The 25,595-nt window shown below is 46.2% G+C and carries 21 protein-coding genes; 5 read left to right on the forward strand and 16 right to left on the reverse strand.

Translation table 11 applies throughout. The annotated features are described in order from the left end of the window. Positions 1-24: 24 nt before the first annotated feature. The 10 genes from G6N79_RS02265 to G6N79_RS02310 are packed head-to-tail and all read right to left on the reverse strand — an operon-like array spanning position 25 to position 12,618. The gene (locus tag G6N79_RS02265) at positions 25-462 is read right to left on the reverse strand and encodes an acyl-CoA thioesterase (RefSeq protein ID WP_160003598.1); all 438 of its coding nucleotides are present in this window, start codon (positions 460-462) and stop codon (positions 25-27) included. A gap of 18 nt (positions 463-480) precedes the next feature. After that, positions 481-2,052 carry a phytoene desaturase family protein gene (locus G6N79_RS02270; protein WP_103904983.1) on the reverse strand — a complete coding sequence of 524 codons (1,572 nt, stop codon included), beginning with the start codon at positions 2,050-2,052 and terminating at the stop codon, positions 481-483. 4 nt (positions 2,053-2,056) lie between these two features. Then, positions 2,057-3,658 (reverse strand): indolepyruvate oxidoreductase subunit beta family protein, encoded by a 1,602-nt coding sequence (locus tag G6N79_RS02275; protein WP_103904984.1) that lies wholly within the window; start codon positions 3,656-3,658, stop codon positions 2,057-2,059. Beyond that, positions 3,655-5,814: an indolepyruvate ferredoxin oxidoreductase subunit alpha gene (locus G6N79_RS02280; protein ID WP_103904985.1), complete on the reverse strand. Its 2,160-nt coding sequence runs from the start codon at positions 5,812-5,814 to the stop codon at positions 3,655-3,657. Before G6N79_RS02280 ends, G6N79_RS02275 begins: the two co-directional genes overlap by 4 nt. A gap of 32 nt (positions 5,815-5,846) precedes the next feature. Next, positions 5,847-6,614: a cyclase family protein gene (locus tag G6N79_RS02285; protein ID WP_103904986.1), complete on the reverse strand. Its 768-nt coding sequence runs from the start codon at positions 6,612-6,614 to the stop codon at positions 5,847-5,849. Positions 6,615-6,631: 17 nt separating this feature from the next. Next, a complete protein-coding gene (locus G6N79_RS02290) occupies positions 6,632-7,720 on the reverse strand; it encodes an LLM class flavin-dependent oxidoreductase (protein ID WP_103904987.1) in 1,089 nt (362 codons plus the stop codon). Positions 7,721-7,762: 42 nt separating this feature from the next. Then, positions 7,763-10,063: an oxidoreductase gene (locus G6N79_RS02295; protein ID WP_103904988.1), complete on the reverse strand. Its 2,301-nt coding sequence runs from the start codon at positions 10,061-10,063 to the stop codon at positions 7,763-7,765. A 17-nt stretch (positions 10,064-10,080) separates the two neighbouring features. Next, the gene (locus G6N79_RS02300; protein WP_103904989.1) at positions 10,081-10,533 is read right to left on the reverse strand and encodes a flavin reductase family protein; all 453 of its coding nucleotides are present in this window, start codon (positions 10,531-10,533) and stop codon (positions 10,081-10,083) included. Between the two features lie 20 nt (positions 10,534-10,553). After that, on the reverse strand, positions 10,554-11,798 hold the full coding sequence (locus G6N79_RS02305) for a styrene monooxygenase/indole monooxygenase family protein (RefSeq protein WP_103905078.1): 1,245 nt from the start codon (positions 11,796-11,798) through the stop codon (positions 10,554-10,556). A 37-nt stretch (positions 11,799-11,835) separates the two neighbouring features. After that, on the reverse strand, positions 11,836-12,618 hold the full coding sequence (locus G6N79_RS02310; RefSeq protein ID WP_103904990.1) for an SDR family oxidoreductase: 783 nt from the start codon (positions 12,616-12,618) through the stop codon (positions 11,836-11,838). 219 nt (positions 12,619-12,837) lie between these two features. Here G6N79_RS02310 and G6N79_RS02315 point away from each other — a divergent pair, with 219 nt between their 5' ends. The 5 genes from G6N79_RS02315 to G6N79_RS02335 all read left to right on the forward strand — a co-directional run bounded on the left by G6N79_RS02315 (position 12,838) and on the right by G6N79_RS02335 (position 17,614). After that, positions 12,838-13,893, forward strand: coding sequence for a carbon-nitrogen hydrolase family protein (locus G6N79_RS02315; RefSeq protein ID WP_200818746.1), 1,056 nt, complete (start codon positions 12,838-12,840; stop codon positions 13,891-13,893). A 26-nt stretch (positions 13,894-13,919) separates the two neighbouring features. Beyond that, positions 13,920-15,044, forward strand: coding sequence for a cupin domain-containing protein (locus G6N79_RS02320; protein ID WP_103904992.1), 1,125 nt, complete (start codon positions 13,920-13,922; stop codon positions 15,042-15,044). Positions 15,045-15,063: 19 nt separating this feature from the next. Next, positions 15,064-15,975, forward strand: a complete 912-nt coding sequence (locus G6N79_RS02325; RefSeq protein WP_103904993.1) for a fumarylacetoacetate hydrolase family protein — start codon at positions 15,064-15,066, stop codon at positions 15,973-15,975. 14 nt (positions 15,976-15,989) lie between these two features. Then, the gene (locus G6N79_RS02330) at positions 15,990-16,745 is read left to right on the forward strand and encodes a maleate cis-trans isomerase family protein (protein WP_277601413.1); all 756 of its coding nucleotides are present in this window, start codon (positions 15,990-15,992) and stop codon (positions 16,743-16,745) included. A gap of 83 nt (positions 16,746-16,828) precedes the next feature. Continuing rightward, a complete protein-coding gene (locus G6N79_RS02335; RefSeq protein WP_103904994.1) occupies positions 16,829-17,614 on the forward strand; it encodes an IclR family transcriptional regulator in 786 nt (261 codons plus the stop codon). A 155-nt stretch (positions 17,615-17,769) separates the two neighbouring features. On the opposite strand, the gene G6N79_RS02340 is transcribed toward G6N79_RS02335, so the two are convergent. The 6 genes from G6N79_RS02340 to G6N79_RS02360 all read right to left on the reverse strand — a co-directional run bounded on the left by G6N79_RS02340 (position 17,770) and on the right by G6N79_RS02360 (position 25,590). Continuing rightward, positions 17,770-19,752, reverse strand: a complete 1,983-nt coding sequence (locus G6N79_RS02340; protein WP_241241725.1) for a putative porin — start codon at positions 19,750-19,752, stop codon at positions 17,770-17,772. A 56-nt stretch (positions 19,753-19,808) separates the two neighbouring features. Beyond that, a complete protein-coding gene (locus G6N79_RS02345) occupies positions 19,809-20,615 on the reverse strand; it encodes a purine-nucleoside phosphorylase (protein ID WP_103904996.1) in 807 nt (268 codons plus the stop codon). An 80-nt stretch (positions 20,616-20,695) separates the two neighbouring features. Next, positions 20,696-22,204, reverse strand: coding sequence for a sodium:solute symporter (locus tag G6N79_RS02350; RefSeq protein WP_103904997.1), 1,509 nt, complete (start codon positions 22,202-22,204; stop codon positions 20,696-20,698). 12 nt (positions 22,205-22,216) lie between these two features. After that, positions 22,217-23,035: an N-acetylmuramic acid 6-phosphate etherase gene (gene murQ, locus G6N79_RS02355; protein ID WP_103905080.1), complete on the reverse strand. Its 819-nt coding sequence runs from the start codon at positions 23,033-23,035 to the stop codon at positions 22,217-22,219. Between the two features lie 87 nt (positions 23,036-23,122). Continuing rightward, positions 23,123-23,806 (reverse strand): polysaccharide deacetylase family protein, encoded by a 684-nt coding sequence (locus G6N79_RS17590; RefSeq protein ID WP_317046369.1) that lies wholly within the window; start codon positions 23,804-23,806, stop codon positions 23,123-23,125. After that, complete coding sequence (locus G6N79_RS02360; RefSeq protein ID WP_234993137.1) at positions 23,803-25,590, reverse strand: glycoside hydrolase family 9 protein; 1,788 nt, start codon at positions 25,588-25,590, stop codon at positions 23,803-23,805. Before G6N79_RS02360 ends, G6N79_RS17590 begins: the two co-directional genes overlap by 4 nt. Positions 25,591-25,595 lie beyond the last annotated feature (5 nt).

Genomic DNA, 25,595 nt, shown 5'->3' on the forward strand with positions numbered 1-25,595 from the left:
AGCAAGACTTTAAATTCCAATAATTTAAATTTCATCCTTAATTCCATCGGGATGATGAAATCGTTCGATATTCATTCGTACCTGATGCGCCCATGGCATAGCTTTCAATTTTTCATCAGATAAGATTACATGCACGAGGACACATTCACCACGCAATATTATCCGATCCTGAAATGCGAACTTAAATTGATAGGTCAGGCTGGAATCCCCCAGTTTGGACACATACATGGATTTCTCAAAGGTATCCCCCATCCGTGCTGGTGAAGAAAAAGCGACTTTTAGATCTGCCGTGGGAACCCCTTCACCGTGGTGCAACTCCTTAAAAGGGAAGCCCAATTCCTCCTCAAACCAGTCTTCAACCAGTTCGTTCAACATTTCCAGAAACCGAGGATAGAACACAATCCCTGCGGCATCACAATGCTGAAACTTGACCTTCTGCTGTTTTTTGAAAATCTGCGCCATGTTCATGTTTTGTGTTTCTTATTTAATTTTTTGAGCGACCAAGAATCCTGAAGCTCCACTTAAACCAGGTCCCGGATGGGTAGATGCACCGATATGGTACAGGTTTTTAATGGGTGTTTCATGATTCTTAACCCCAGCCATCGGGCGCCAAAGTAAATATTGGTCTAAACTGCACTGCCCTGAATAGGGGTCTCCGTGCACCAGGTTGATATTTGCCCGCGAAAGATCTTTCGGCGAGACGACCTTGCGAATAACGGTTGCCGATTTGATATTGGGAATATATGCAGCGATCCGGTCGATAATACGGTCAGCATACGCTTCACGCAGTTCATCGGTCCACTCGCCTTGGCAAAGATCGCCCAATGCTCCGCCCGCATCTGCAACGGGATAGTTCGGACATTCCGGCACTTGAATCCAGAGGATATGCTTCCCTTCAGGGGCACGACTCGGATCCAATGCGGTTGGTTGAGCGATGCAAATGGTGCCCTTTGCGGGCAACTCCTGCCGGGTAGCTTCATTTACTGCACGTGAAATATCATCGATTCCATCCGTTAGATGCACATAAGTCACCTTCTCCAATGCTGGCTGCACCCAGTTCGGCGCTTCATTTAAGATCAGGTGGATCTGCATATTGCCCTTTCCATATTTATAATTCCTGGCTTGGATCTCCACTTTCTTGGAAACCTTCGGTTCATTGACTAGCAAACGACCGTACAATTGCGTTGGTGTTACATTGGCCACGACATATTTGGACAAATGAATGGAATCATCTTCCAATACCACACCTTCAGCTTTGCCATATTTATCCACCAATATCCGTTCGACATGCATATTTTGAACAAATCTGCCGCCATTCTCTTCTATAATAGTTTTAAATGCATCTACCAAGCGGTAACTCCCCCCCTTGACCAATGGCAAACCAACCATTTCAATACTCATGGCGGTAACTTTCGCCATCGTAGCCGAGAGCGGGCTTTCCGGAGACAAACCCGAATGCAAGACCCACGGGGCAAGGTTTGCCAATAACGCTTTCGATTGGAAATGATCCGGCAAATCGGCACGAACGGACTTCAGGAATTCCTGAGCGTTCTCCGACGCCTGTCCAATGCCCTGTTTCCATACATATTTAGCAAGGAATTTTCCCATTTTCATGGTCATTAACTCACCACCCAAAATGGTAAATAAGATATCGGCATGCTGGTTCACCCAATCCATCTCCGCAGCAAACCGATCGCCATCTCCATCAGCAAGAGCATTGAATGCCGCAATGTTTGCTGCACGATCGGTTTTTAGGATACAATATTGCCCATCGGACATGAGCACCCCAGTGGGCACATCATTGGTCAGGAATTCGACGCCATTTTCCTCCAAGTCATCCTTTAATAGCGGATAGGCTGCCGAGGTAACAAATAAAGGATACGCTGTAGAATAGGTATCTATGTGACAGCCCTCAATCCATTCCGTTTGTACACATCCACCCAAAACGGGGTAACGTTCAATGACCGTAACTTTTTTACCCTTTTTCGCCAATAAGGCCGCACAGACCAAACTGTTTATTCCACTACCAATGATGATGACGTCTTGATTCATATCCCTAATTGTTGTTAAATTCAGAAGCGTTAGAAGAACGGTTTTCCATTTCGGCTTCGACTAAGGCTATTTGCCCCTGCAGTTGTTCCGTTTCGTGATTTTTCAATCCGAATTCGATTAATTCGGAAACAATATCCGCTATTCCTCGAACATTGACGTGCTTAACGGCAAACTCATTGACCATTTTAAACTTAGAATGTCCCCGGGCATAGGTGTCTCCATACCCTTTTTTCAGTCGATAGGACCGCGCCAATTGTACTGCGAGCTCATAATTGACGGCCGAAATGTCACAAATACGCTCCAACCAATCCGCTATATTTTCAATTTCCTCGGCATGACGGAGCGTTTTCTTCCGGTACCCCTTCATTCCGCCTATACAATATAAGATAAAAAACCAAAAGATATTATGCGTGTCCATCCGTCGGTCTTTATCGAGATATTTTGTAAAGAAGCGATGTGCCGATTCACTATTCTCCATGCGCTTGCCCAGTCCTACTGGCATAAAGCCATATACCTCCTCAAATCGAGGGTGGAAATAATCTGTTGTTTTGACAATTTCGCCCTTCTTTGCGCCAACCTGTTGAAATACAGTATCCCAGCGTTCTGCCCTGGTCTTGATATCTGCCACATTTACCAGATCATCATAGGCCATGGCCAGGGCAAGGTATTGCGCTACACGATTAGTCAGAATATTATCCTTATTACGGAAGTCTCGTTCGACTTTTAAAATAGGTTTCAAATAATCCAAGTATTCATTTCCCCAGGAAATGCCTCCCCATTCCACTACATGTTTTATACCGGCATAAACGACCTCATGGGTGCTCTCTGGAAACTCATTTCGGATTTGTTGTATCGCTGCATTGAATTTTCGATTTGCATTCGAGGCAGGCAAAGCTTCAAACTTTGCTGGGCTCAATTCAGGCACATAAGGTGTAGCCTCCTTTGCGGATAGACCCAATCCTACCAATCCAAATGCGGCTTTAAAGGCGGCAAGACTGGTGGGAACCGCAACGCCCCCAGCTTTAATGGTTTCCTCAAACTGCTCTACCGAGAAAGGCAAACTTCCCGAAGCGGCCAAGGCACCAAAAAGGGTTGCAGAAATAACACTCTTATGGTTTTCAGCAAGGTCTTTCAGGTTCGCATACACACTATGTTTCGCATACTTTCTTGCCAGCTCAAAAATGGAAGTACCATCAAGGATGCCGTCTCCAGGTTTCTCCTTTTCTTGGATGGCCAGATTGCGGTGCGTGGAAAAAATCAACGTAGTTTTTTTGCTCACAAATCCACGCTGAATGGCACGTCCCGCTTCGATCAATTCCGTAGCCATGACGACATCCACATCTTCCGGTGCCGGCATCTGTGCCAATACCGGAGAGATCCTCTTCCCGCCATCCTTCGGAATGGCATCCTCGGGAAATAACTCCAGGTAATAAACTGTCGAACCGGTACGCTGCGCTACACCTGCAATGGTGGTCGACTGTGCCCAATAGCCATTTTTGGACGCCAGTTGGACAATCCATTGCGTCAATACCCCACCTCCATCGCCACCGACGGCAATCAATGCGACCTTAATGGGTTCGACTACCTTCTTTATATTTTCGCTCATGTTATAATCTGTTTTGACGCTCTCCGTTTTTGCAGAAAACTAATCATCCCATACTGAATCTTGTAGATCAGCTTTTCCATAAAGCCGGCGTTGCGAATGACCTTTGCGCTATAGAATGCCGGACACAGTGCGGCAGCTTCCGCCACCTCACCACAGTTTCCGCAGGCAACGCAGGATTGTTCGATGTGGGCAACCGGATCTTCACGCAGGGGATTATCCGTATACTTCAGCGTTAAACTAGGACATCCCGAAAGCCGCATACAGGCATGATCGCCGGTACAGACTTTCGCATCCACACCAAACTTCTCATTCTCCACACGTTTGCCTTCCTCCACGCGTTTTTTGAAAATGCGTTTTTTCCTGCGCTCTTTATTCAAGCTACATTCCGATTGTGCAATAATGACCTTTGGCCCTTTTTCTTTTGTCGTCAACGCTCTGGTCAGTTCCTTGACCATCCTTTCGACATCGTAGGTTCTGTCGATGATCTTCACATACTGCACGCCCACGCCCTTAACCGCTTTTTCTATCGGATTATTTGTTGTCCGTAAAAAGTTATAGGCCCGGGAGGATGGAATATCCTGTCCTCCGGTTGCTGCCGCATAATAATTATCAATGATGATGATCAATCCGTCAAACTTATTGTAAACGGCATTTCCTATCCCTGATGTTAAACCGTTATGCCAAAATCCGCCATCGCCCATAATTGCAATTGGCCGTTTCTGGCCTTCCTGGGTTGGTGTGTTGAAGAGATTAAAGGCCGCAGCGGAGGAAGCCCCCAATCCATAACCCATGGTGGTTGCCCCAATATTGAATGGCGGCAAGATGGAGAACAGATGACAACCGATATCGCCGGCGATATGGTGCTGGCCGATCCGTTCTTGCACGATCTTTAAAGCGGCAAAAATCGGTCGCTCTGGACAACCGGTACAGAAACCCGCCGGACGGACAGGCACTTTCTCCAACAGCTGCTTGTTGTCTTCCTCAGAAATTTTCTTGGTGAATACTTCCCGCTGTGCTGTAGTCAGTTCTTCGCCGATATCTTCGAAATACTTGACCAAACCCTCCTTAACCACGCCGATTGTATAATCACCGACCTCAGGCAAGACATTCTTCCCATACAGCTTCGTGGTCAAATGATGCTTGTGCAATAAATAGCCGATATTCTGCTCGATATAATTGGGTTGCGCCTCCTCGATCATTAGGACCGATTTCTTATCCCGGCAGAAATCAACCACTTCATCGGGAATAACCGGATAAGCCACGTTCATCACATAGACTGGTATCTTCACATTCCCAAGATTATCCGATAAACCAAGGGACACCAATGCCCTATTGAGGTTATTGAAGAGTCCGCCTTGGACAATGATACCGATATCTTCCCGATCTCCTTTTAGAAATTCATTGATCTGCTGGTCTTTGATAAATTGAATCGCCTTTGGCAACCGCTTTTCCACTTTTTCCTTTTCATGCAGAAAGGTTGCCGGAGGTAAGACGATTCGACTGACGTCCCTTTTGGGATCATTTAAACAATCGGATATTTTTACTTTTGGCGGCTGATTATCGCGTGCTATAAATTGTCCATGGAGGTGGCAACTACGGACGCGCAATTGCAAGATAACCGGTGAATTGCTCGCTTCGGATAGTTCAAATCCCAATTCCACGGATTTCACAATGCTTTCCAGATTGGGTCGTGGGTCCAATAGCCAGATCTGGGACTTCATTGCGAAAGCATGGGTCCGCTCCTGCATAATGGATGAACCTTCCCCATAATCTTCGCCTACAATAACCAAGGTACCACCCGTTACGCCCCCAGAGGCCAAATTGGAAAGCGCATCTGAAGCCACATTGGTCCCCACGGTGGATTTCCAGGTGACCGCACCACGAATCGGGTAATAGACCGAAGCGGACAGCATCGCCGCCGCTGCGGCTTCGGAAGCCGAATTCTCAAAATAAACCCCAAGCTCTTCCAAAAGGGGTTCTGCATCTGCAAATACATCCATCAAATGCGAAATTGGCGACCCCTGATAACCTCCCACATAACCAACTCCACACTCCAACAGGGCTTTAGTAACGGCCAGGATTCCCTCTCCATGGAACACTTCTCCGGCCCCCTTCCGCAAGGTCTCGACTTCTTTCTTAAATGATTTCTCTGCCATGATTTTCTCTTTACAGTTTCTGGTAATACTCCCTAGGATGGGACAATCGCGAAGACGCGCAACGGACTGCCGGAACCATCTTCGATTTTCAATGGGGCAGCCACAATGATAGCTCCCCGAACAGGCAATTGGTCCAGATTCCGAAGGCATTGAAGCCCATATTTTCCGGCACCATGCATTAAGGTATGGCAAGGTAATGGCATATCCCAAACGAAGGACATCCCTGCATCCGTATTCAGTGTTTCCACGCCAAAACCTAGCACATTTCTGTTAATCATATATTCTACAGCTTCCTTACTCGGTCCGGGGGTGTGGTTCAAACCATCTGCACCGGTATTCAAGAATTCCGCGCCAATGGGGCGTTTGTGCCAGTCGGTACGAAAAAGCACCCACTCATTGGCACGCAAAATGCCATGTTCGGATTCCCATTTCTGGATAAATTCAGGCGTAAGGACAAAGTCTGGATTCCCTATGACCTCCTCGGATGCATCAATAATCTGTGCAGCAGCCATAAAGTGTTCCGTTGGAATGGTATCCACGGTATTGTTTGGATGGTCTTTTCCGGTTATCCAATGAACGGGAGCATCAAAATGGGTCCCAAAGTGTTCCCCCAACGTGATGTTGTTCCAATACCACCCCGGACCTTTGTCATTATATCGTGAGATTTCCGTTTTCTTAAAGGTGGCCACCTGGCCCATTTCTGGCGGCAGGGGCAGCCCAGGAAAGTTTTCGTTCAAGGTATGTGTGAGGTCAACAAAACGAATATTTCCGCCCGTCAACAATGCTTGTAAGGATTGCATAAGTTTATATTTTTTGGTTAACGAATTCCTTTTTCGGCAAGGATCGGCAGCACATTATCCCTAAAATAAGGGAACTCGGCAGCGTAATCAAAGAAGGACAGTGTTGTGCCCTTAAATCCTGCTTCATGTAATGCAATCAATCCATCGGCAACCTGCTGCGGCGTTCCCACCATCGGAAAACCACCATGGCCGAGCGCCATTCCTTCACGAATGCTGTTCAACAGATCGTGCGGGAAACTTTGTGCATGTGCGAATTGGAGATTGATTAAGTTATCTGTTGCCGACCAGTCGATATTATCCATGACACGTTGCCTTTCTGCCTGCGCCTCTTCCTCCGTCGGTCGGCAAATGATATGGGAAAATGTCAAGACATTGATATCCTTTCCGGCATCTACACCTTTCTGTTTTAGTTCTGTAATTTCGGCCTTGGACCGATTGAGGTCGATTGCGGGAGTGAATAGAAAATTAGCATTTTCAATCGCAAAATCTCGACCCTGTCCGGAGCCTGCAGCATTGAAAATTGGCGGCAGGTAGGTAGGCCTCGGATTGCCATAGCTGCGCGTGGTCTTGAAATAGGAACCATCAAAATTGAATGGACCTTCTTCTTTCCACAGCCGCTTAATAAAATTAAACCATTCCTGTGCATAGCCATACCGTGTTTCATGATCCGGAGGAAGCGGAATTCCTAAAGCATCGTATTCCGGCTTGTTCCAACCCGCTACAATATTCAGTCCTACACGATCATTGCTGATCTGCGCCATGGTTGCAATTTGCTTCGCGACTACAACCGGATGATTGGCTACCGTGTGGATTGTCGCAAACACAGTTATCTGCTTTGTTCTCGCCAACAATGCCGTTGCCCAGGTAATGGTCTCCATCACTTCCCCGTGGAAATCCGTTTCTCCACCATAGCCTACCCATCGTGCAATGGGCAACATAAAATCTATTCCTGCCTCATCTAACAGCAGCCCCAACTTGAGGTTGTTCTCCCAATTCGCTCGCCAACGATCAGGCAATTTCGAAACGGTCATTCCACCACCACAATTGGTGGAAAAGGTACCTAGCAGGAACTTGTCTTTTTTCAGAAATGGGTGTTTTTCAGTCATCTTTTAATTGGTTAATTTGTTCATAGGTTTATAGCGTTCTGTTTACCTGTGGCTCTGGGGCTTCAGGGCAACTTTCATTCTTTCAAATTCTTTGCGCATCCAGGCTTGGGTTTTGTTCAATTGGGGAATGCCAACACGATATGGATCCGGAACCAAGCTATCCAGTGATTCCTGTTCATACGCGGCGCTCTGCAGCACAAATCCGGGATTCACCAATAGCGTCTTCCCCATCGCAATGAGATCGGCGCGATCCGCCAAGAGGGTGGTATTGATCTGATCAATGGTCGTAAATTGACCGATTGCCATCACCGGAATACCGACATCGTGTTTAATGGCGTCCGCGAGGGGCACTTGCCACATTGGACCTTCTTTAATCTCCTGATCGGGCACTGTACCTCCTGAGGTGACAGAAATCAGATCCGCTCCGGCATCCTTGAAGGCTTTGGCAATGGCAATACCTTCGTTAATCGTATTTCCACCCTCTTTCCAATCTTCAACGGAAATTTTCACGGATATCGGCTTTTGGGAATCTACCACCGACCGTATAGCTTCAAATACCTGCACGGGAAATTTCACTCTGTTTTCGATCGCACCACCAAACTCATCATCCCGAAGGTTCGTCAAAGGAGACAAGAAAGAGGCCAATAGCATGCCGTGGCAAGCACTTAATTCGATCATGTCAAACCCAGCTTGATCGGCACGCTTGGCCGCCGAGACAAACTGTTCGATAATCTCTTGCATTTCCGCCCGATCGATAGCCTTTGGAATTGGATATCCTGAACCATACGGTTTTGCCGAGGCTGCTTTTAACGGCCACCCCTGTCCGTTCAACGGTTCGAAGGCACCTTGCCAGCGTCTTTGCACAGCACCCTTCGGTCCGGCATGTCCCAATTGCATGGCAATTTTCGCGGAACTGTTGGTATGGACAAAATCCACAATCCGCTCCCACTCTTGTGCTTGTTCGTCCGTATAGATTCCGGCACAACCCGGACTGATCCGACCGGAATCAGAAACCGCTGTCATTTCAGTGATTATCAGGCCCACGCCACCCGTTGCTCGAGATCCATAGTGCATCAAATGCCAATCTTGAACACGACCATCCACTGCGGAATATTGCCCCATGGCACTCATCACCATCCGATTGGGCAGATTCATCTCCCGGAGCTTATAGGTGCTGAAAGCCGGCGACTGTCCCACCTTCTGCTTTGTCCGCGCATTGAATGCTGCCAGTACCTGTTGTGTAAAGGCTTTATCCCGAATCGCTTGGTTCTCATAGGTGACCTTACGGGATCGAGACATCACACTGAAGGCAAACGCCATGAAATCGGCTTGCTCCACATGCCTGTCCATCCCCTCAAACCACGCCATGGATATATTGGCAGCATTTTGTATAGCTTCCACATGCGGGCGAAAGTTCGCCTCATACGATGCGAATATCTGTTGGACATCTTCTTTATTTTCGATTACCGATTGCGCCAAGGCTATCGCCTCCTGCATGGCAAGCTTAGTCCCTGACCCGATGGAAAAATGCGCCGTAGCTACCGCATCCCCCAACAGAATGACATTATCTTTATGCCACCGCGTATTGGTGATCAATGGAAAGCTCCGCCAATGGGATTTATTGGTCAGCAAAGGATGACCATCCAATTCTTGGGCGAAAATTGCTTCCAATTTCAACCTCGTTCCTGCTTCATCATCCACTACAAAACCTGCTTTTTCAAACGTTTCTTCCGTTGTTTCAATCACCCAGGTACTCTTTCCTTCTTCATATTGATAGCTATGTGCCACAAAAGGGCCATAAGCCGTGGTTTTAAAGAAGTAAGTAAATGCATCCAAAGGTTTGGTGGAGCCCATCCATACGAATTTGTTTTTCTTTGGAATTACGACTGTACCGAAGTCTGCCTGCAATTCAGTTCGGATTACGCTGTTTATACCGTCTGCAGCCACGATGATATCGCTTTCGGGAACATCCTTGAGGCTATTGATCCGGTACTGGGAATGGATCGTTACGCCTTCCTCTGCACAGCGTTGGGCCAAGAGTTCCAACAACGTCCTTCTGGAACAACCACAGAAACCATTTCCGGTAATCCGTACGACTTCCCCGTCGCGATAGACGTCCAGGTTGTCCCAATAGGCAAACTTGCTGCGGATCAATTCATAGGACCGGGGATCCTTCGTCAGAAACTCACTGAGTGTCTCATCCGAAAAGACCACACCAAACCCGAAAGAGTCCGATAATTTATTCTGTTCATAAATATTGATTTCCACCTCCGGCATCGCCTTTTTGACCAAAATGGAAAAATACATCCCCGCCGGTCCTCCCCCAACAACAGCTATCTTCATGTTATTTATTTTTCGTGTTATACCAGTTTCATATAGGATCCTTTGAAATAAAGGATAGGATCATCCTCCGTACAGGCGAAGTTGTTCACCTGGCCAACGAACAGCGTATGGTCCCCTTCAATATGTGTGGACACCACGGACGTTTCGAAATAGGCACAGGCTTCGGGAACAACTTTTGCCCCATGGAAATCCACGAATTCCACGAGGAGGTCATCTTGTGGTGAACCTGCAAAATGACGGCTCCACTTTTCCTGGTGGTGTGCCAATACACTGATGGCATACTTTTTAGATTCGTGCAAGAACTGGTGCATTCGTTTACTGTTATCGATGGATATCAACACCAAATTTGGATCTAAGGATACGGACATAAAACCATTGGCGGTCATGCCATGTACCTTTCCCTCGTGCTCCGTGGTAATCACCACAATTCCTGTAGCGAATTTGCCGCAGGCATTTCTAAACGCTCTCATGATCTACTCTCCTATTTTAATTAAATGGCCACCTTGGACATGTGCGATGCAATGACCGCCTCGGTTTGATCCGCATCGAACCACCATGGGGTAAATTGCGATGGATCGCTGAAGTTGTTTGCGATCAGATCGGCAAGAGATTGTGCCACAGAAGCGGCTCCCATTAAATTCAAGATATGCGGCGGCGGCGGTGTCAACATGGAGTTTGTCCAGTTTGTCACAGTCTGTGCATACGCATAATATTTCTCGAACGTCGCATTCATCCACGCCTCTGTATATGGCTGGTCACCATGCGCCAAGATTTCATCCAGATATACCTTACTGCATTTGGATGCATTGTTTGAGCCCTGTCCTGTGATCGGATCATTTACAACGACTACATCGGCAATACCGAATACCTTTCCCCCATTTGGCAAGGTAGCTACGGGTTTTCTAACGGTTGGCGCAAAGCGGCCGGCAAGTACACCGTTGTCATCCGTCAATGTTACGTTCTGGCAGCGTTCGTATTCCCATGGAAGGAATGTCTTTAAAATCCATAAGCTCTTTTCCAGATGTTGCTCAGGCGTTGTCACGTCGCCCCAACAATCCATCGGACCTCCAGGAACTCCTTCAAACACCATGATTTCACAATCTCCGTTGATTGTTTCCGAAGGGAAAACGAAATACTCGCCAACGCCGGGAATCAGGTTAAAGGACACTTTGGAGAAAGGACGAATGGGTTCCATATTCTTCACATAGGTCAGGGCCAATGCACGCATGGGTTTATCAAAGGGACTGCGATCGGCATCCCGTTCGAAAACACGGACGATTTCGCCTTTCCCGGCAGCCACGATCACGAGGTCGTAATCCTCGGTCATACGCTCCATCGATTCAATACCTACATCCTCCACGACAAACTTCCCGCCCAATTTCTGGAGTTCTTCGATTAGTCGTGGCATTTTTATACGCTGATCCACAGCTTGGGCCTCCTTCTCCAATCGCCCCGCCCAGGTAAACAGCTTTTCACCCGGCTTTTCCGGATTGGGAACCGTAACACCCAATCCCTGAACAGGAGGGCAACTCTCATCCCAATAGTTTATACCGATTTCTCGTTCATGCGAAAGGGCCATATCGAACATACACTGACTCGACATCACCTTTCCGGTGCGTATCTGTTCTGGCGTGCGGTTGCTGAAAACAGTAACCTCATAGCCTCCATTCTTCAAAAGACCGATTGCAGTCTGTAATCCTGCTTGGCCAGCGCCTACTATTGCAATTCTTCTCATTGGTTTCATGATTATAATTTATGATTGGTTATTTCTGTTATTTGGCAAGCTTTGGAAATAAGGGTTCATGTTGCTCCGGCCCCATTGCGGAATAACCACCATCGACGACGGTTTCATTTCCAGTCATATAGGACGCTTCTGCCGAAGCCACAAAAGCTACCACATTCGCAACCTCCTCGGCATTGGCAATACGCCCCATCAAATTAAAGGAAGAAGTTACCTCATCGGCATGTGCACGGTCATTTTTGGTCAACCCTTCAAAAGGCAATGACCACACATGGCCTAGACGGACCATATTGACGCGTATTTTATCTGCGGCATATTCCACAGCTTGCGTCTTGGTCAAGTGCAATAGTGCGGCTTTGGAAACGGGATAGGACCAACGCTGAATATGCGGGAAAACGCCAGAAACCGAACCTATATTGATAATATTGCCGACGCTAGCTTTCAGGTAAGGCCGTACCATCTCGCCGAAAACTGCGGCAGAAACAACATTGGTATCGAGCGTCCGGAGCCAGGTTTCACGCGAAGTTAATGGACCATCATCGGCATAGGCCGCTGCACAGTTCACCAAGACATCCACCCGACCATACTTTTGTAGGGTGAAATCCAACAGTGCACGAAGCGAAGCATCACTCGTGATATCTGTTTTTATGAAATCGAATTGTTCCGCATAGGCGGCTTTGCGATCGACATCTGATCCTAATTCCAAGGCCCCAACAACAACAGATGCACCTAACTGAATAAATTTATCGGCAATAGCCAGGCCTATTGTTGCAGCCCCGGTTAATAGACAAACTTTCTTTTCAAAGTCCCTCATAATTATATCGTTTATAGCTCAGGCATCTTTGGAAACTGCCTGACTGGTTGTTATAACAAATATAATGATAATTTTAGAATTGCAAAATTAATTTCATAATTACTGAATTTAATAGCTTTATTAGCCTTGAAAATTCAACTATATCATTTTAAATTTTGTATTATTGAATATTGTTTCATATTTTTGAATAACAAATTATAAACTAAATAAGACGACATCATGAAATTTCCAAAGTTCAAGGCGGCGGCCGTTCAAACCTCGCCGGTTTACTTCAATGTCGATGCGACGGTGAGCAAGGTGTGCGCTATCATACGCGAAGCAGCAGAAAACGGAGCGAAGCTTATTGCTTTTCCAGAAGTCTTTATTTCGGCCTATCCTTATTGGAACTGGATCATGAATCCCGTTGAAGGAAGCAAATGGTTCAAGAAACTATACCTGAACTCCATTACGGCGGATGGCCCCGAGGTGGAAAAAATTGCACAGGTAGCCAGAGATTATGACATCAATGTCGTAATCGGGCTCAATGAGCGTGTTAAAGAAAAGGTAGGGACCTTATACAATACGATATTAACGATCAGTAACGAAGGGCATATTCTGGGCCGGCACCGAAAACTGGTACCAACGTGGGCGGAGAAATTGACCTGGAGTGGCGGAGACGGTTCATCGCTTAAAGTTCATGATACCAATGTCGGCCCATTAGGCGTACTTGCCTGTGGTGAAAACACCAATACCCTGGCTCGATTCTCCCTACTTGCCCAAGGTGAACTGATCCATATAGCAAATTATATCTCCTTGCCCGTAGCTCCAATTGATTATAACATGGCCGAAGCCATAAAAATTCGGGCGGCGGCACATTCTTTTGAAGGCAAGGTCTATACGATTACATCATGCTCGACGATCTCCGAGGATATCATCCAACTCTTTGAAAAGGAAGTGCCCAATGCACGGGAACTACTCACCCGTAAAAACAGCTCATATTCGGGATTTATTGATCCCAATGGGCAGCAAATTGGTGAATCCATAATTGATGACGAAGGAATTGTCTATGCAGAAATTGACCTCGAACGTTGCATCCAACCTAAACAGATGCACGATTTACTGGGCCATTACAACCGATTCGATATTTTTAATCTGAAGGTGAACACAGAAGAACAGCGTGCCATTCAATTCGCGGAGTCAAAAGCGGTCGCTGTGGAAAACGAACATGGTCAGCTTCCTGACCATGATTTGGACAACCTGATCGATATCCATAAAAACAAAGCATATAAACATTAGTATGTAAACCATAAAACTAGCTCATCATGGAAACAAACATTTATAAGAACAAAGATGATGTTTACGGCAGAGCACGTGTAGAGGACAACGAAGAACTAAAAGCGTATTACAGCAAGTTAGCCGAACTGGACACCGGAGCCCTGTGGACCGTGGCCAATGAAATCGAACCTTGGGAACCCATTTCCAATTCTGTTCCGATGCTGTGGAAGTACGACGAATTGAGAGATTTGGTCCTGGAATCCGCACGTCTGGTCACACCGGGACAGGCAGGCAGAAGGGTTGTTTACTTAATCAATAAACAGCGTGCCCATGTAAAGGCAGCCTGTGGATGGCTTTATGCAGGAATTCAGGTTACCCAACCTGGAGAATCCACCCCTGCCCACCGCCATAAAGCAGCAGCCTTACGTTTTATCATGGAAGGAGACAAGGGGTATACCATTGTCAACGGCAACAAGATATCCCTTGGCGTCAATGATTTTGTTATTACCCCCAACAGCACGTGGCATGAACACGGCGTAGATGCTGAAGGGAAAACCTGCATTTGGATGGACGGGCTGGACATTCCTTTGGTGAATGCGCTGGAAGCCAATGATTATGCTGTCTATGATGACGAGGACGGACAGGAAGAACTTGTTCCGATGAACTACTCCCCTATGAGCTACTCTGGTAGCGGCTTGATCCCTGTGGACAGGGAATGGGATAACCCGTACTCCCCATTGTTTAAATATTCTTGGGAAAGCACCTATAACGCATTGAAGAATGCAGCACAGGTAACTGACGGCACCCCGTATGATGGTGTTATCATGCAGTATTCGAATCCACTTACGGGCGGACATGTGATGCAAACGATGGGCGCTGCCATGCAACTTTTGAAGCCAGGCAAGCGAACTAAAGCCCATAAACATACCGGAAGCTTTATCTATCAGTGCGCAAAAGGACATGGCTATACCATCATTGACGGTAAACGCTACGATTGGAAAGAACGTGATACATTCTGTGTACCCTCTTGGGCATGGCATGAGCATGTCAATCTCTCCGAAACGGAAGATGCTTTCCTATTTAACTTCAATGACCTTCCCACAATTACCAAATTGGGATTATACCAAGAGAAAGCGTATTTGGAAAACGACGGTCATCAAAACATTAGTTAACTCTTTTTAAAACACGTACATGAAACTGGTAACCTATAGAGCGAATACGGAAGCTGCGGGCAGATTGGGATTTTTACACGATGACCTGATTATCGACATGGAAGATTTCGGGGATATTTTCGGGATGCCCTTACCATCCACCATGCTGGATTTTATCGACATGGGCCCGATTGCCATTCGGGCAGTGAACCAACTGTTGGAAAAAGCCGACCTTTCGACGATTGCTACCTGCAGCATCCCTTTTAGTAATGCCTTATTGCTTGCTCCGATTCCGCGTCCACGGAAGAATATCTTTGGGATCGGATTGAATTATACCGAGCATGTCGCAGAATCTGCGCGTGCCTTGGACACGGCCAATGAGCTTCCGCAGAAGTGCGTTATCTTCAGCAAACCTCCGACAACGGTCATCGGGAATGGTGATCCGATCAAGCACAATAGTGACGTGACCCAACAAATGGACTGGGAGGGCGAGCTTGCCGTTATCATTGGCAAAAGAGCAAGTCGCATTGATTCGGCAAATGCGCTGGACCACGTGTTTGGCTATACCATTATCAACGATATTTCGGCGCGTGATTGCCGCCGGTCGGGCCAATGGATTGTTTCCAAAGGTCAGGATACCTTTGCACCAATGGGTCCCATGATCATCACGGCGGATGAGCTCACCGATCCCCATAACCTATCGATTATCACCAAAGTTAATGGTGTCGAAAAACAGAATGGCAACACCAAGTATATGTTGTTCAATGTCAATGCTATCCTTGCCGATATTTCTGAGAGCATCTGCTTGGAACCTGGGGACATCATTGCAACAGGTACTCCGGCAGGGGTCGGTGCAGGCCGTGAACCTCAGGAATTTATGTTTCCCGGGGATGTGGTCGAGATCACCATTCCACCGATAGGCACCTTGAGAAACCCAATTGTAAAAGCTTAGCAAGACTTACGACTATGTCAAAAACTAAATTTAAGATCGGCCAGATCGTTCCAAGTTCGAATGTAACGATGGAAACTGAAATTCCGGCTCTCTTTCGTGCACGTGAGGAAATCTATCCCGAGCGGTTTACCTTTCATTCCTCGCGTATGCGCATGAAGCATGTAAACAAGGAAGAGCTCGCAAAAATGGATGCACAGTCGGATGCGTGTGCCATTGAGCTATCCGACGCACAGGTGGATGTCATGGGATATGCATGTCTGGTGGCCATTATGTCCATGGGCAAGGGTTACCATTGCATTTCGCAATCCAGACTGCACCAGCAGACCGTGGACAACGATTTCCCTACTCCTATCGTCACAAGTGCTGGGGCTTTGGTTGAAGGCTTACAGGCATTAGGTGTGAAGAACATTGCCGTAGTTGCCCCATATATGAAGCCATTGACTCAACTGGTTGTCGACTACATCGAAGATCAAGGCTTCACCGTAAAAGATTGGGTCGCGCTGGAGGTCGCAGACAACCTGGAGGTTGCTGCCCTAGACCCGAACAATCTGAAAGAGATCTATAAACAATTGAACCTGGACGGTGTGGAGGCGCTGGTCCTTTCTGCTTGTGTTCAGATGCCGTCGCTTCCCGCCGTAGATGCCATTGAGCAGGAAATCAACATTCCCGTAACCACAGCAGCAATCTGCACCACGTACAGCATGCTCAAAAAACTGGGATTAAAGGCTCATGCTCCAATTGGAGGGGCCTTGCTTTCCGGCAAATACTAATTTTTAGCGCCCGAGCGGATCATTTGTTTTCAGCATTGCAGAAAAACAATTAGATTCGCTCTTTGTTATCCCCTAAAATTTACATGGAGAAAAAGAAAAACGGTATTCAGTCGATCGATGTTGGGTTTTCCATTCTTTCGGTCTTGGTCAATTCGGCAAGTCCGCTACCTTTGAAAACAATCTCGGCACAGAGTGGTCTCTCTCCGAGTAAGATCCATTCGTATTTGACGAGTTTTATCAATTTAGGTGTTGTGGAACAGAATCTCAGTACGGGGTTCTACAGCTTGGGACCTACCTGCCTGAAATTGGGCTTGGGTTATTTGGATCAGGTGAATATCCTGACATCCTCCCAACCGATCATGCTTGAATTGGCACAGGAAATTGGACAGACTGTTTTCTTGGGTGTATGGGGCAATAGAGGTCCAACCATCGTCAATCGTGTAGACGGTCCTTATTCGCAAACGATATTCGACCTCCGCATTGGTAGTGTTTTACCACTTCTGAGCTCCGCGTTGGGTAAAAACTTTGCTGCGCATCTCCCCCTATCCTTCATCGAACCATTTATCGTGGATGAGATAGAAAAGCAAGGCAGCGGCAGTGGAAAACCTGTTGCGCTTTCAGATGTGTACGATATGTTGGATGAAATCCGCAACAACGGCATCAGTAATTCTCGGGGTCAATTGCTATCCGACTTTACCTCCCTCTCGGTACCCATATTTGATTTCTCCAACAGCATCTATGCAGGTATTACAATCATGGGTAAGATTGACGTTTTCGATGACCGATTGGACGCAAAACCCGCCAAACTACTCAAAGCTGCCGGCAAAAAACTCTCGGAGCTCGGGGGCTGGCAGGCCGTTAGCCGATAGCTTATTTTACGTAAGGGATCTTACAACATTATTTAGCCAGCGCTTTCCAAACTACGATCGCTCAAATTTTCCTCCAGCACCATGAAGCTATAAATCAAAAAAGCGGCCTATTTCAAGCCGCTTTCCTATTATATTGCAAAAATTTTTATTCGCTATTAATCATAGAATTTCCAGGAAACCCCGAACCTCAGGAATGCAGGGTTCATCGGGTAACGGCGTACCGTATAGTATCCCCTTGGTGAGATATGCTGATTGGCGAAGTTATAGCTCAAGAATAAATTCACGCGATCTATATTTCCAGTCAGCCAAAAATCAACAACCGGATAGGTCGAAAATTCCAGTCCTAAATTATCATTGTAAAACTGTCCGGCGTTGATGGCGTAGGATGGTGTTCTAAAAGGCGTATTGAAACGTACATCCGTTCCGATACGGAAATCCATCACATTGTACAGTTTATTGGCATAGTACAGACTGTGCCAAGTGTATAACTCAGGTGTGGCTAATATATCCATGGCATCCGATTTCTGGTAGACCACACGGTTGTCCAGGTGGAAGCGGCGGAACTTAAAATTTTGTGTTACGGTCAGTTTCAGCAAATTCAAGTTTCCGGCCTGTGCAGGCTCGATCATTTTGTTCAACAAAAAGCTATTATCCGGATTGTCAACTTCCTTGAAATAGGTGTAATTGTTGATCAGGAAATATTCCAGCTTTCCACTGAAGCCGATCTTGTCATTGGCATATTGGAAATTCAGGTTTTGGGTCTTTGTTTTTTCCAGATCGAAAGAATCTTCATTCCAGCTGTGGTACGAAAGGTTTGCGTTCTGGAAGATCATTTCCGGCGATTTATTCTGTGTGTAAGCGCCAATGCGCAACTTGCCGACTATGTCATTGATATGGATATCAGCGTAGGCTTCATAGAGAAAGTCACCGAAGTTCCGGCCTACGACGATCTGATTGGCCATTGCATTGACATCCACCTTATCCGAAAACTTATATCCTATGGCACCCTTCACCATACTGTTCTGAAAGAACTTGCTCATGGCACTATCGGCATACCAGATCAAATCATTCTGGAAGCCAAGTTCGACCTTCGCTTCATTCTTCAGGGTTTTCCCCCGCAGGTAAAAACTGTAGGTAAAATCATTGGATATCGTGGATATTTTCGTGGTATCATCCGTTCGGACGAGGTTGTTCATCGGGAAAGCATTGGCGATGTCCGCTTGATTCTTAAAGAAAATGTATTTCTGTTGGCGAAGGCGCGTGTTATGTGCAATGACATTCGTAGGGCGTATCTCGGCATCTGGGCCGTTACCACTGACGGTATCGATACGTCCGAGGTAATAGGATTGCCTTACAAAGAATCCCATATCCTTCCATTTATTGAAAGGCCGATTGGCTTGCTGACCATCCAACCGTACGGGATAACTGGCCGGTGATTTATTGGATGAGGTGTCTCGGAAAAGGGTATCATTCAGGACAGAGCCGTTTTCCGTCGCATCCAATGTATTAAAATTGAAATTCGTCAGAAGGTTGTAACGCTTGTTCGGCGATTCATACCAAGCGAATACAGCTCCTTTACGATCACTATATTCCTGGTTGTTGTAATATCCATCCGTATTGGTGGCGTGATATTCAGCACCGATATTCAGGTGGGGGTTAATATTCTGCGCAAGTTTGGCGCGGAAAACCTGATCATCAAAGAAAAAACCGACCGCATACAGTTCCGAATAGCGCGCTCGCGCACGATAATATTGGATGGAGTCCGAGGTCAACAAGTAGCGCTCCAGTGCATGGTAACCCGACTGGAAACCGATTGTCTTGTTGGGATTGAACAATAAATCTCGTGTGGCAAGACCATAGGAACCTAAGTTGATACTGGGATCCCAAGGCAGGTTTTGTTTGTTGTAATATTGAAAGTTGACGTGTGAGGTATCGATTTGATAGGTCTTTGTACCTTTCTTCATCGTTGCCAAGTTCGTATAGCGAACATATTTAGCCGTAAAGATGACGGAATCTTTCTTGTTATCCTCAGCATTACGCGCAGAATCCAATGCCGAACTGAATTCATCCTCAGTCTGGGCGTATAGTTTAGGCAGAAGACTAAACATGATCAATACAAACAGCAACCTCTTTAGCATACTCAATCTCAATCGGTATAATTTTATGCCTCCAAAAATAGCGCAAAAAACCAATATTATTGCATGGCAATCAATTCTTTTAGAATACTTGTCATTTTAGGTTCAGCCTCTGTAGCCACCTCAACGATTTCCTTCAGTGAAACCGGACGCAAATCTGGGTGAAAACCCTCATCGGTAATAACGGAAATCGCAAATACCGGTAGTCCCATGTGATTGGCGACAATGACTTCCGGAACGGTGCTCATACCGACAATATCGCCGCCGATAATACGCATATAACGATATTCTGCGCGGGTTTCCAGATTAGGGCCGGGTGCGGAGACATAAACCACCTTATGGGCACGGACGTGCAATTTGGCCGCAATGTCCAAGGCCTGTTCGATCATCTTGAAATTATAGGGCTGGCTCATATCCGGGAATCGCGGACCGAAATCTTCATCGTTGGAACCCCGTAACGGATTATCCGGCAAAAGGTTGATGTGATCCTCAATAATACCGATATCGCCTTTTTTAATGTCTGGGTTCAGCGAGCCCGAAGCATTGGATACGAAAAGCTTCTGGATGCCAAGTACTTTCATTACCCGAACGGGAAAGGTGATCTCTGGCATATCATAGCCTTCATAGTAATGTAACCTTCCCTGCATGGCCACTACTTTGCGACCGTTCAACGTACCGAATATCAATTTCCCGGAATGGAATTCCACCGTAGATATCGGAAAGTTTGGGATGTTTGAGTACATCATCTGATGCTCAATCTCGATTTCGTTGACGAGCTTGCCGAGGCCAGTTCCTAATATAATACCAAATTCGGGGGTGAAGTCGCCGATTTTGCGGCGTATAGCTTGAACTGCTGATTCAATCATAAAAAAAATGTGTGCAAAAAAATCTGTTCACTCAAACTTAAGAGATTTTTTTTGCACACACAAATTATGAATCGAGCAGGTTATGCACTATCGGTGGTGCTGATAACTTTCCCAGGGGAAGTTAACCACAACATGATAAATGTAATCAGGCCATTGTAGACGATCAGCTCAAAGCCAATCTTATAGGCTGTATGCGGTAATACATATTGCGTCAATAGGAAAATCAGGATCGGTGCGATAATACAGATGTAAAGCACCAAATTATCATTCACACGACGCTTGGTCAAAATACCGAATGAGAATAAACCCAATAGCGGACCATACGTATATCCAGCAATCTTGAAGATCGCAGAAACCACCGATTCATCATTGATAACATGGAACAACAGGATAACCATCAGCATCAATACCGAGAATCCAAGGTGCACAAAATTACGTTGTTTGATCAACTTGGGATCATTCGGGTTTTCCTTTTTATTGAAGTTCAGGAAGTCGACACAATAGGAAGTGGTCAGCGCTGTCAAAGCAGAGTCGGTCGTTGCGAAGGTTGCAGCGGTCAATCCCATCATAAAGATAATTCCGGGTAGAATGGAAAGATGTCTTAATGCAATTTCTGGATACAAGAAATCCGATTTACCAAGAGTAGCAATATCGATACCATTGGCATCGGCATAGAAATACAGCAATGCACCTACCGCCAGGAAGAACAAATTGATCACCACGAAGATCCCTGTAAAGGTCATCATGTTGGTTTGAGCTTCCTTGATGGTTTTCATGCTGAGGTTCTTCTGCATCAAATCCTGATCCAGACCCGTCATCGCGATCGTCACGAAGATACCGCCAATGATATGCTTCCAGATGTTCCGTGGATCACCCAAAAGGTTTTCCCAGATGAAGACTTTGGAATATGTACTTTCTTTCACTTTTTCGAAAGCTTCGCCCAGCGTCCAACCAAGGCCATCGGCCATAAAGTAGATGGAAAGCACCACGGCCAAAAGCAGGAACGTTGTCTGCAAAGTGTCGGTAATAATAATGGTCTTTAAGCCTCCTTTATTGGTGTATAACCAGATCAGCACCAAGCATACGGCGACGGTCAGGATAAAAGGGACACCCCAGGCGTCGAAAATATATCGCTGTAGCACGATGGCCACCAGGTAGAGCCTGAAAGCAGAGCCAATGGTCCTGGAGATCAGGAAAATCATCGCTCCGGATTTATAGCTCTTGAAACCCAGCCGTTCTTCTAGATAGGTATAGATGGAAGTGAGGTTCATGCGGTAGTACAGAGGCAAGAGCACATAGGCAATAATGATAAAACCTATGGCGTTTCCGAGTACGAATTGAAAGTAACTGAAGTTATTGGGTTCCGTTAAACCGCCAGGGGTATTTCCGACATCACCGGGTACCGAGATAAACGTTACGCCGGAAAGTGCCGTACCAATCATACCGAAGGCAACCATGTACCATTTGGCATTTCTATTGGCAACGAAGAATGTGGAATTGTCCGAAGAATTCTTGGACGTAAAGTAGGCTACCCCCAATAGCACTGCAAAATAAACCACAATAAAGGTTAAAAGGATAATCGGTGACATATGACGTCTCTATTATTTACTGTTTTTCAGGTTATAATTATCGATTGCTTTACGCACATTGCCGAATTCCTCGATCAATGTGGTCGCTGTTTCTTCATCAGTACCGGTTTCTGCCATGACCATGCGGACACCGCGTCCTACCAGTTTATGATTGGAAAGCTGCATATCAACCATTTTATTGCCTTTTACACGGCCCAATTGGATCATGACCGATGTGCTGACCATATTCAGCACGAGTTTCTGTGCCGTCCCTGCTTTCATGCGGGTTGAACCTGTAACGAATTCTGGTCCGACGATCACTTCAATTGGATATTTTGCACGAGCAGCTACTGGTGAATTGCCGTTGCAAACGATACATCCCGTTGCAATCCCTTTTGCATTCGCTTGATCCAGTCCGCCGATCACATACGGTGTTGTACCGGAAGCAGCAATACCGATCACGACATCCTGGTCATTGATCGCGTACTCTTCTAAATCTTTCCATGCTTGGTCAACATCATCCTCCGCGAACTCAACCGCTTTACGGATGGCTGTATCGCCTCCTGCTATCAAACCAATTACCCAGTCAAAAGGAACACCATAGGTTGGCGGACATTCCGACGCATCCAAGATCCCCAAACGACCCGAAGTTCCGGCACCTATATAGAATAAGCGACCCCCGCCCTTCATGCGCTCAACGATAACATTGACTAAGGCCTCAATCTGCGGAATGACCTTCTCTACCGCCAACGGAACGGTCTTATCTTCATTATTGATGTTCGTTAAGATCTCTTGGACACTCATTTTGTCCAGATCTTGGTAATTGGAATCTTTCTCCGTTGTGTTAATCATAGCATTCAGCATTTGCAATACATTCAGTAACTTTTCCGTAAATATGCGACTTTTTGACAAAAAACGCAAAAACACGCATCCTTTATTTTAGAATTCGTTTAATGGCACGAATTTATAATTTTTATTCTTCAATAAGTCAATCAGTCTTTCCAACTGATTAAATAATTTATCCGTTCTTCTCGGATCTGTACCTAAATGGATCAACACGATGTGTCCATTCAAGGAATTCCGCTCTTCAAAATCAAGCAGTTGCCTAATGATGGCCTCCGAGCTCAGGTATTTTTTGCCCATTTGCGGATAGGTATAATCTGCTGGCGTCCTTAAACCAGGAGTGAAGTTGTAAAGTGTCAATCCAAGTTCGGATGTCCAATCCGCAATGGTTTGATTATACCACTCGTAAGGTGCAATAAACTCCTTGACATCGGCAATGCCGATCTTACTCAATTTCAACAGATTATCCTGAAGATCCTGTCTAAACTCCGCTTTTGTAACGAGCAGACTATCCCTATCCTCCCAAGGTGCATACAGCAGGTGCCTATCGGAATGCGGACCAATCAGATGCCCCTTATCGTATAATTTCTTGAGCAATCGTGCAGACTTTCCATCTTCCAGAAACCGCCCCGTTACAAAAAAGCTTCCCTTAACCTTCGTTCTCTCCAGTACTTCCGCGATCGGTTGTAAGCCTTCCCGAAACTCATCTCCCGTAAAGACAAGACTAATCTGTCGCTGGCTTGCATCACCTTTGATGATAGCCCCATGGCTATCTTTTATTCTTTTTTTTTTGCTTCATGTTCCTTTGCCGACAGCAAATAAATCAGTGAAGCTGTACCGTCCATGGTCGGTTCATTGGTGCTATAATCTCCAAAATCATCATGGTAAACCACCAAGTCACTTTGAAAATCAGCGTAAGCATCTTCTTTATATAATTTGATTCCGATCAGGTTTTTATAAATAGTTGAATATACCGGTCCATCGACCAATCCACCGTCAATTGGGTACCCGTGTAAATAAGTAAACGCTGAATGAGGGTCCTTTGGTGTATCGCCATGTGCCGGTAAACCATAAACCATACTTGTTCCCCAAGGATTCACCCCAAATAGCCAGTCAATATTGGCTTGCTCCAATTCGGCATACGCTTCATCACCGCTGGCCTCCCGGTACCAAAGGCACTGGATAGCAAAGGATGTCGTCAAATTGTTGCTGCACCAGATGAATGGGACACCGCGATAGAACATATTTTCCTTTGCGCGTCCGTAAACTTCTTCAATGCCCTGTTTGTAATAGGCTAAAACTTCCTCACGTTGTTGTTTATCGGAAGTCTTTGCCAGTTCATAATGGCCGAGATTAATAAATGGATAATATTGATAATGATTTGCCGTATCGCGTATCATCCACGGCGTAACTTTTTCTTGCCGTGCATATTCCATTGCTTTCTGGCGGTAGTCATCCTTACCATGCAAGCGAAACATGGTCGCTTCGGCAAGTTCCATATCATCCACCCAATTGTCTTCCGCATAAATATAAGGTGATTTAACCGAAACTGTCTGCGTGACACCTGGTTTCTTGTATGCATATTGGTAAGCCGTTCCGGCCTTTTCCTTTAACAATGCAGCATAACCGCTATTCTGGTCCTTTAACAGATCATGCCCCAGACCAAAAGCGCTTACAAATTTAGCTGCCGTGGAGCTGGTTCCCGTTGTATTGTTCATGAACTTGCCGCGCTGTTGCGGATTTCCGTCGATGAAATAAACCGGGCGTTCATGCCCGCGGCCATAAACGGAATCCTGTCCGGGCAACCGCATCTTGGTGTGATCTCTATCATCAGCGATCTGATTGTACATAATATTTGGATCTGGATGCATCTTGAGCAACCAATCCAATCCCCAGATGGCTTCATCCAACACATCAGCGATTCCATTCTTCCCATCCAATCCATTGGCCTGCTTCTCATCTCCGAATACGGATGGAAAATCCCGGTAGGCCGCCAAAAGATGGTATGTTGCATTCGCAGAGGTCGTGGCATACTGCAGGTAATCCGAAGCATCGTGCCATCCACCACCAACATCCACCCGGGTACTGTCCGGCAAACCTACAGCACTGGCGTACATGGTAAAGCCATCATGGGTATGACAGCTATCCTGCAGGAAAGGGTTGAACAAGGTGCGTTGCTGCCGCATGTACCGCAACGTGAAATCCGCCGCACCGGCATAGGCATCAGCTGCTATTTTAAAAACAGGAGATGTTGTCCCGTCGTCAGCTCGCAGAAAAAATTCTCCTTTCCTGGAAAAATTACTGAAATCCAAGCGATAGCCTTTTGTAAATGGGCCGTACTGCCCAAATGCTTTCCCCGATTTCCCTTTCAGAACAACTTTTTTTGTTCCCGCATCCACTACAGCAAAGGAGCGGATACCTTTATCTTGTTTGGTCACCCAAACAGCCACTTTTTTGCCCTTGGGCAAATACCCCATTTGATTGATTCGGATCCAAGCATTTTCCTGCGCAGCCAATTGCAACACAGAAAACAACAATAAAATAAACGAGAATAGGTTTTTCATAGTTG

The sequence above is a fragment of the Sphingobacterium lactis genome, from assembly GCF_011046555.1.
GTDB classification, from domain to species: Bacteria; Bacteroidota; Bacteroidia; order Sphingobacteriales; family Sphingobacteriaceae; genus Sphingobacterium; species Sphingobacterium lactis.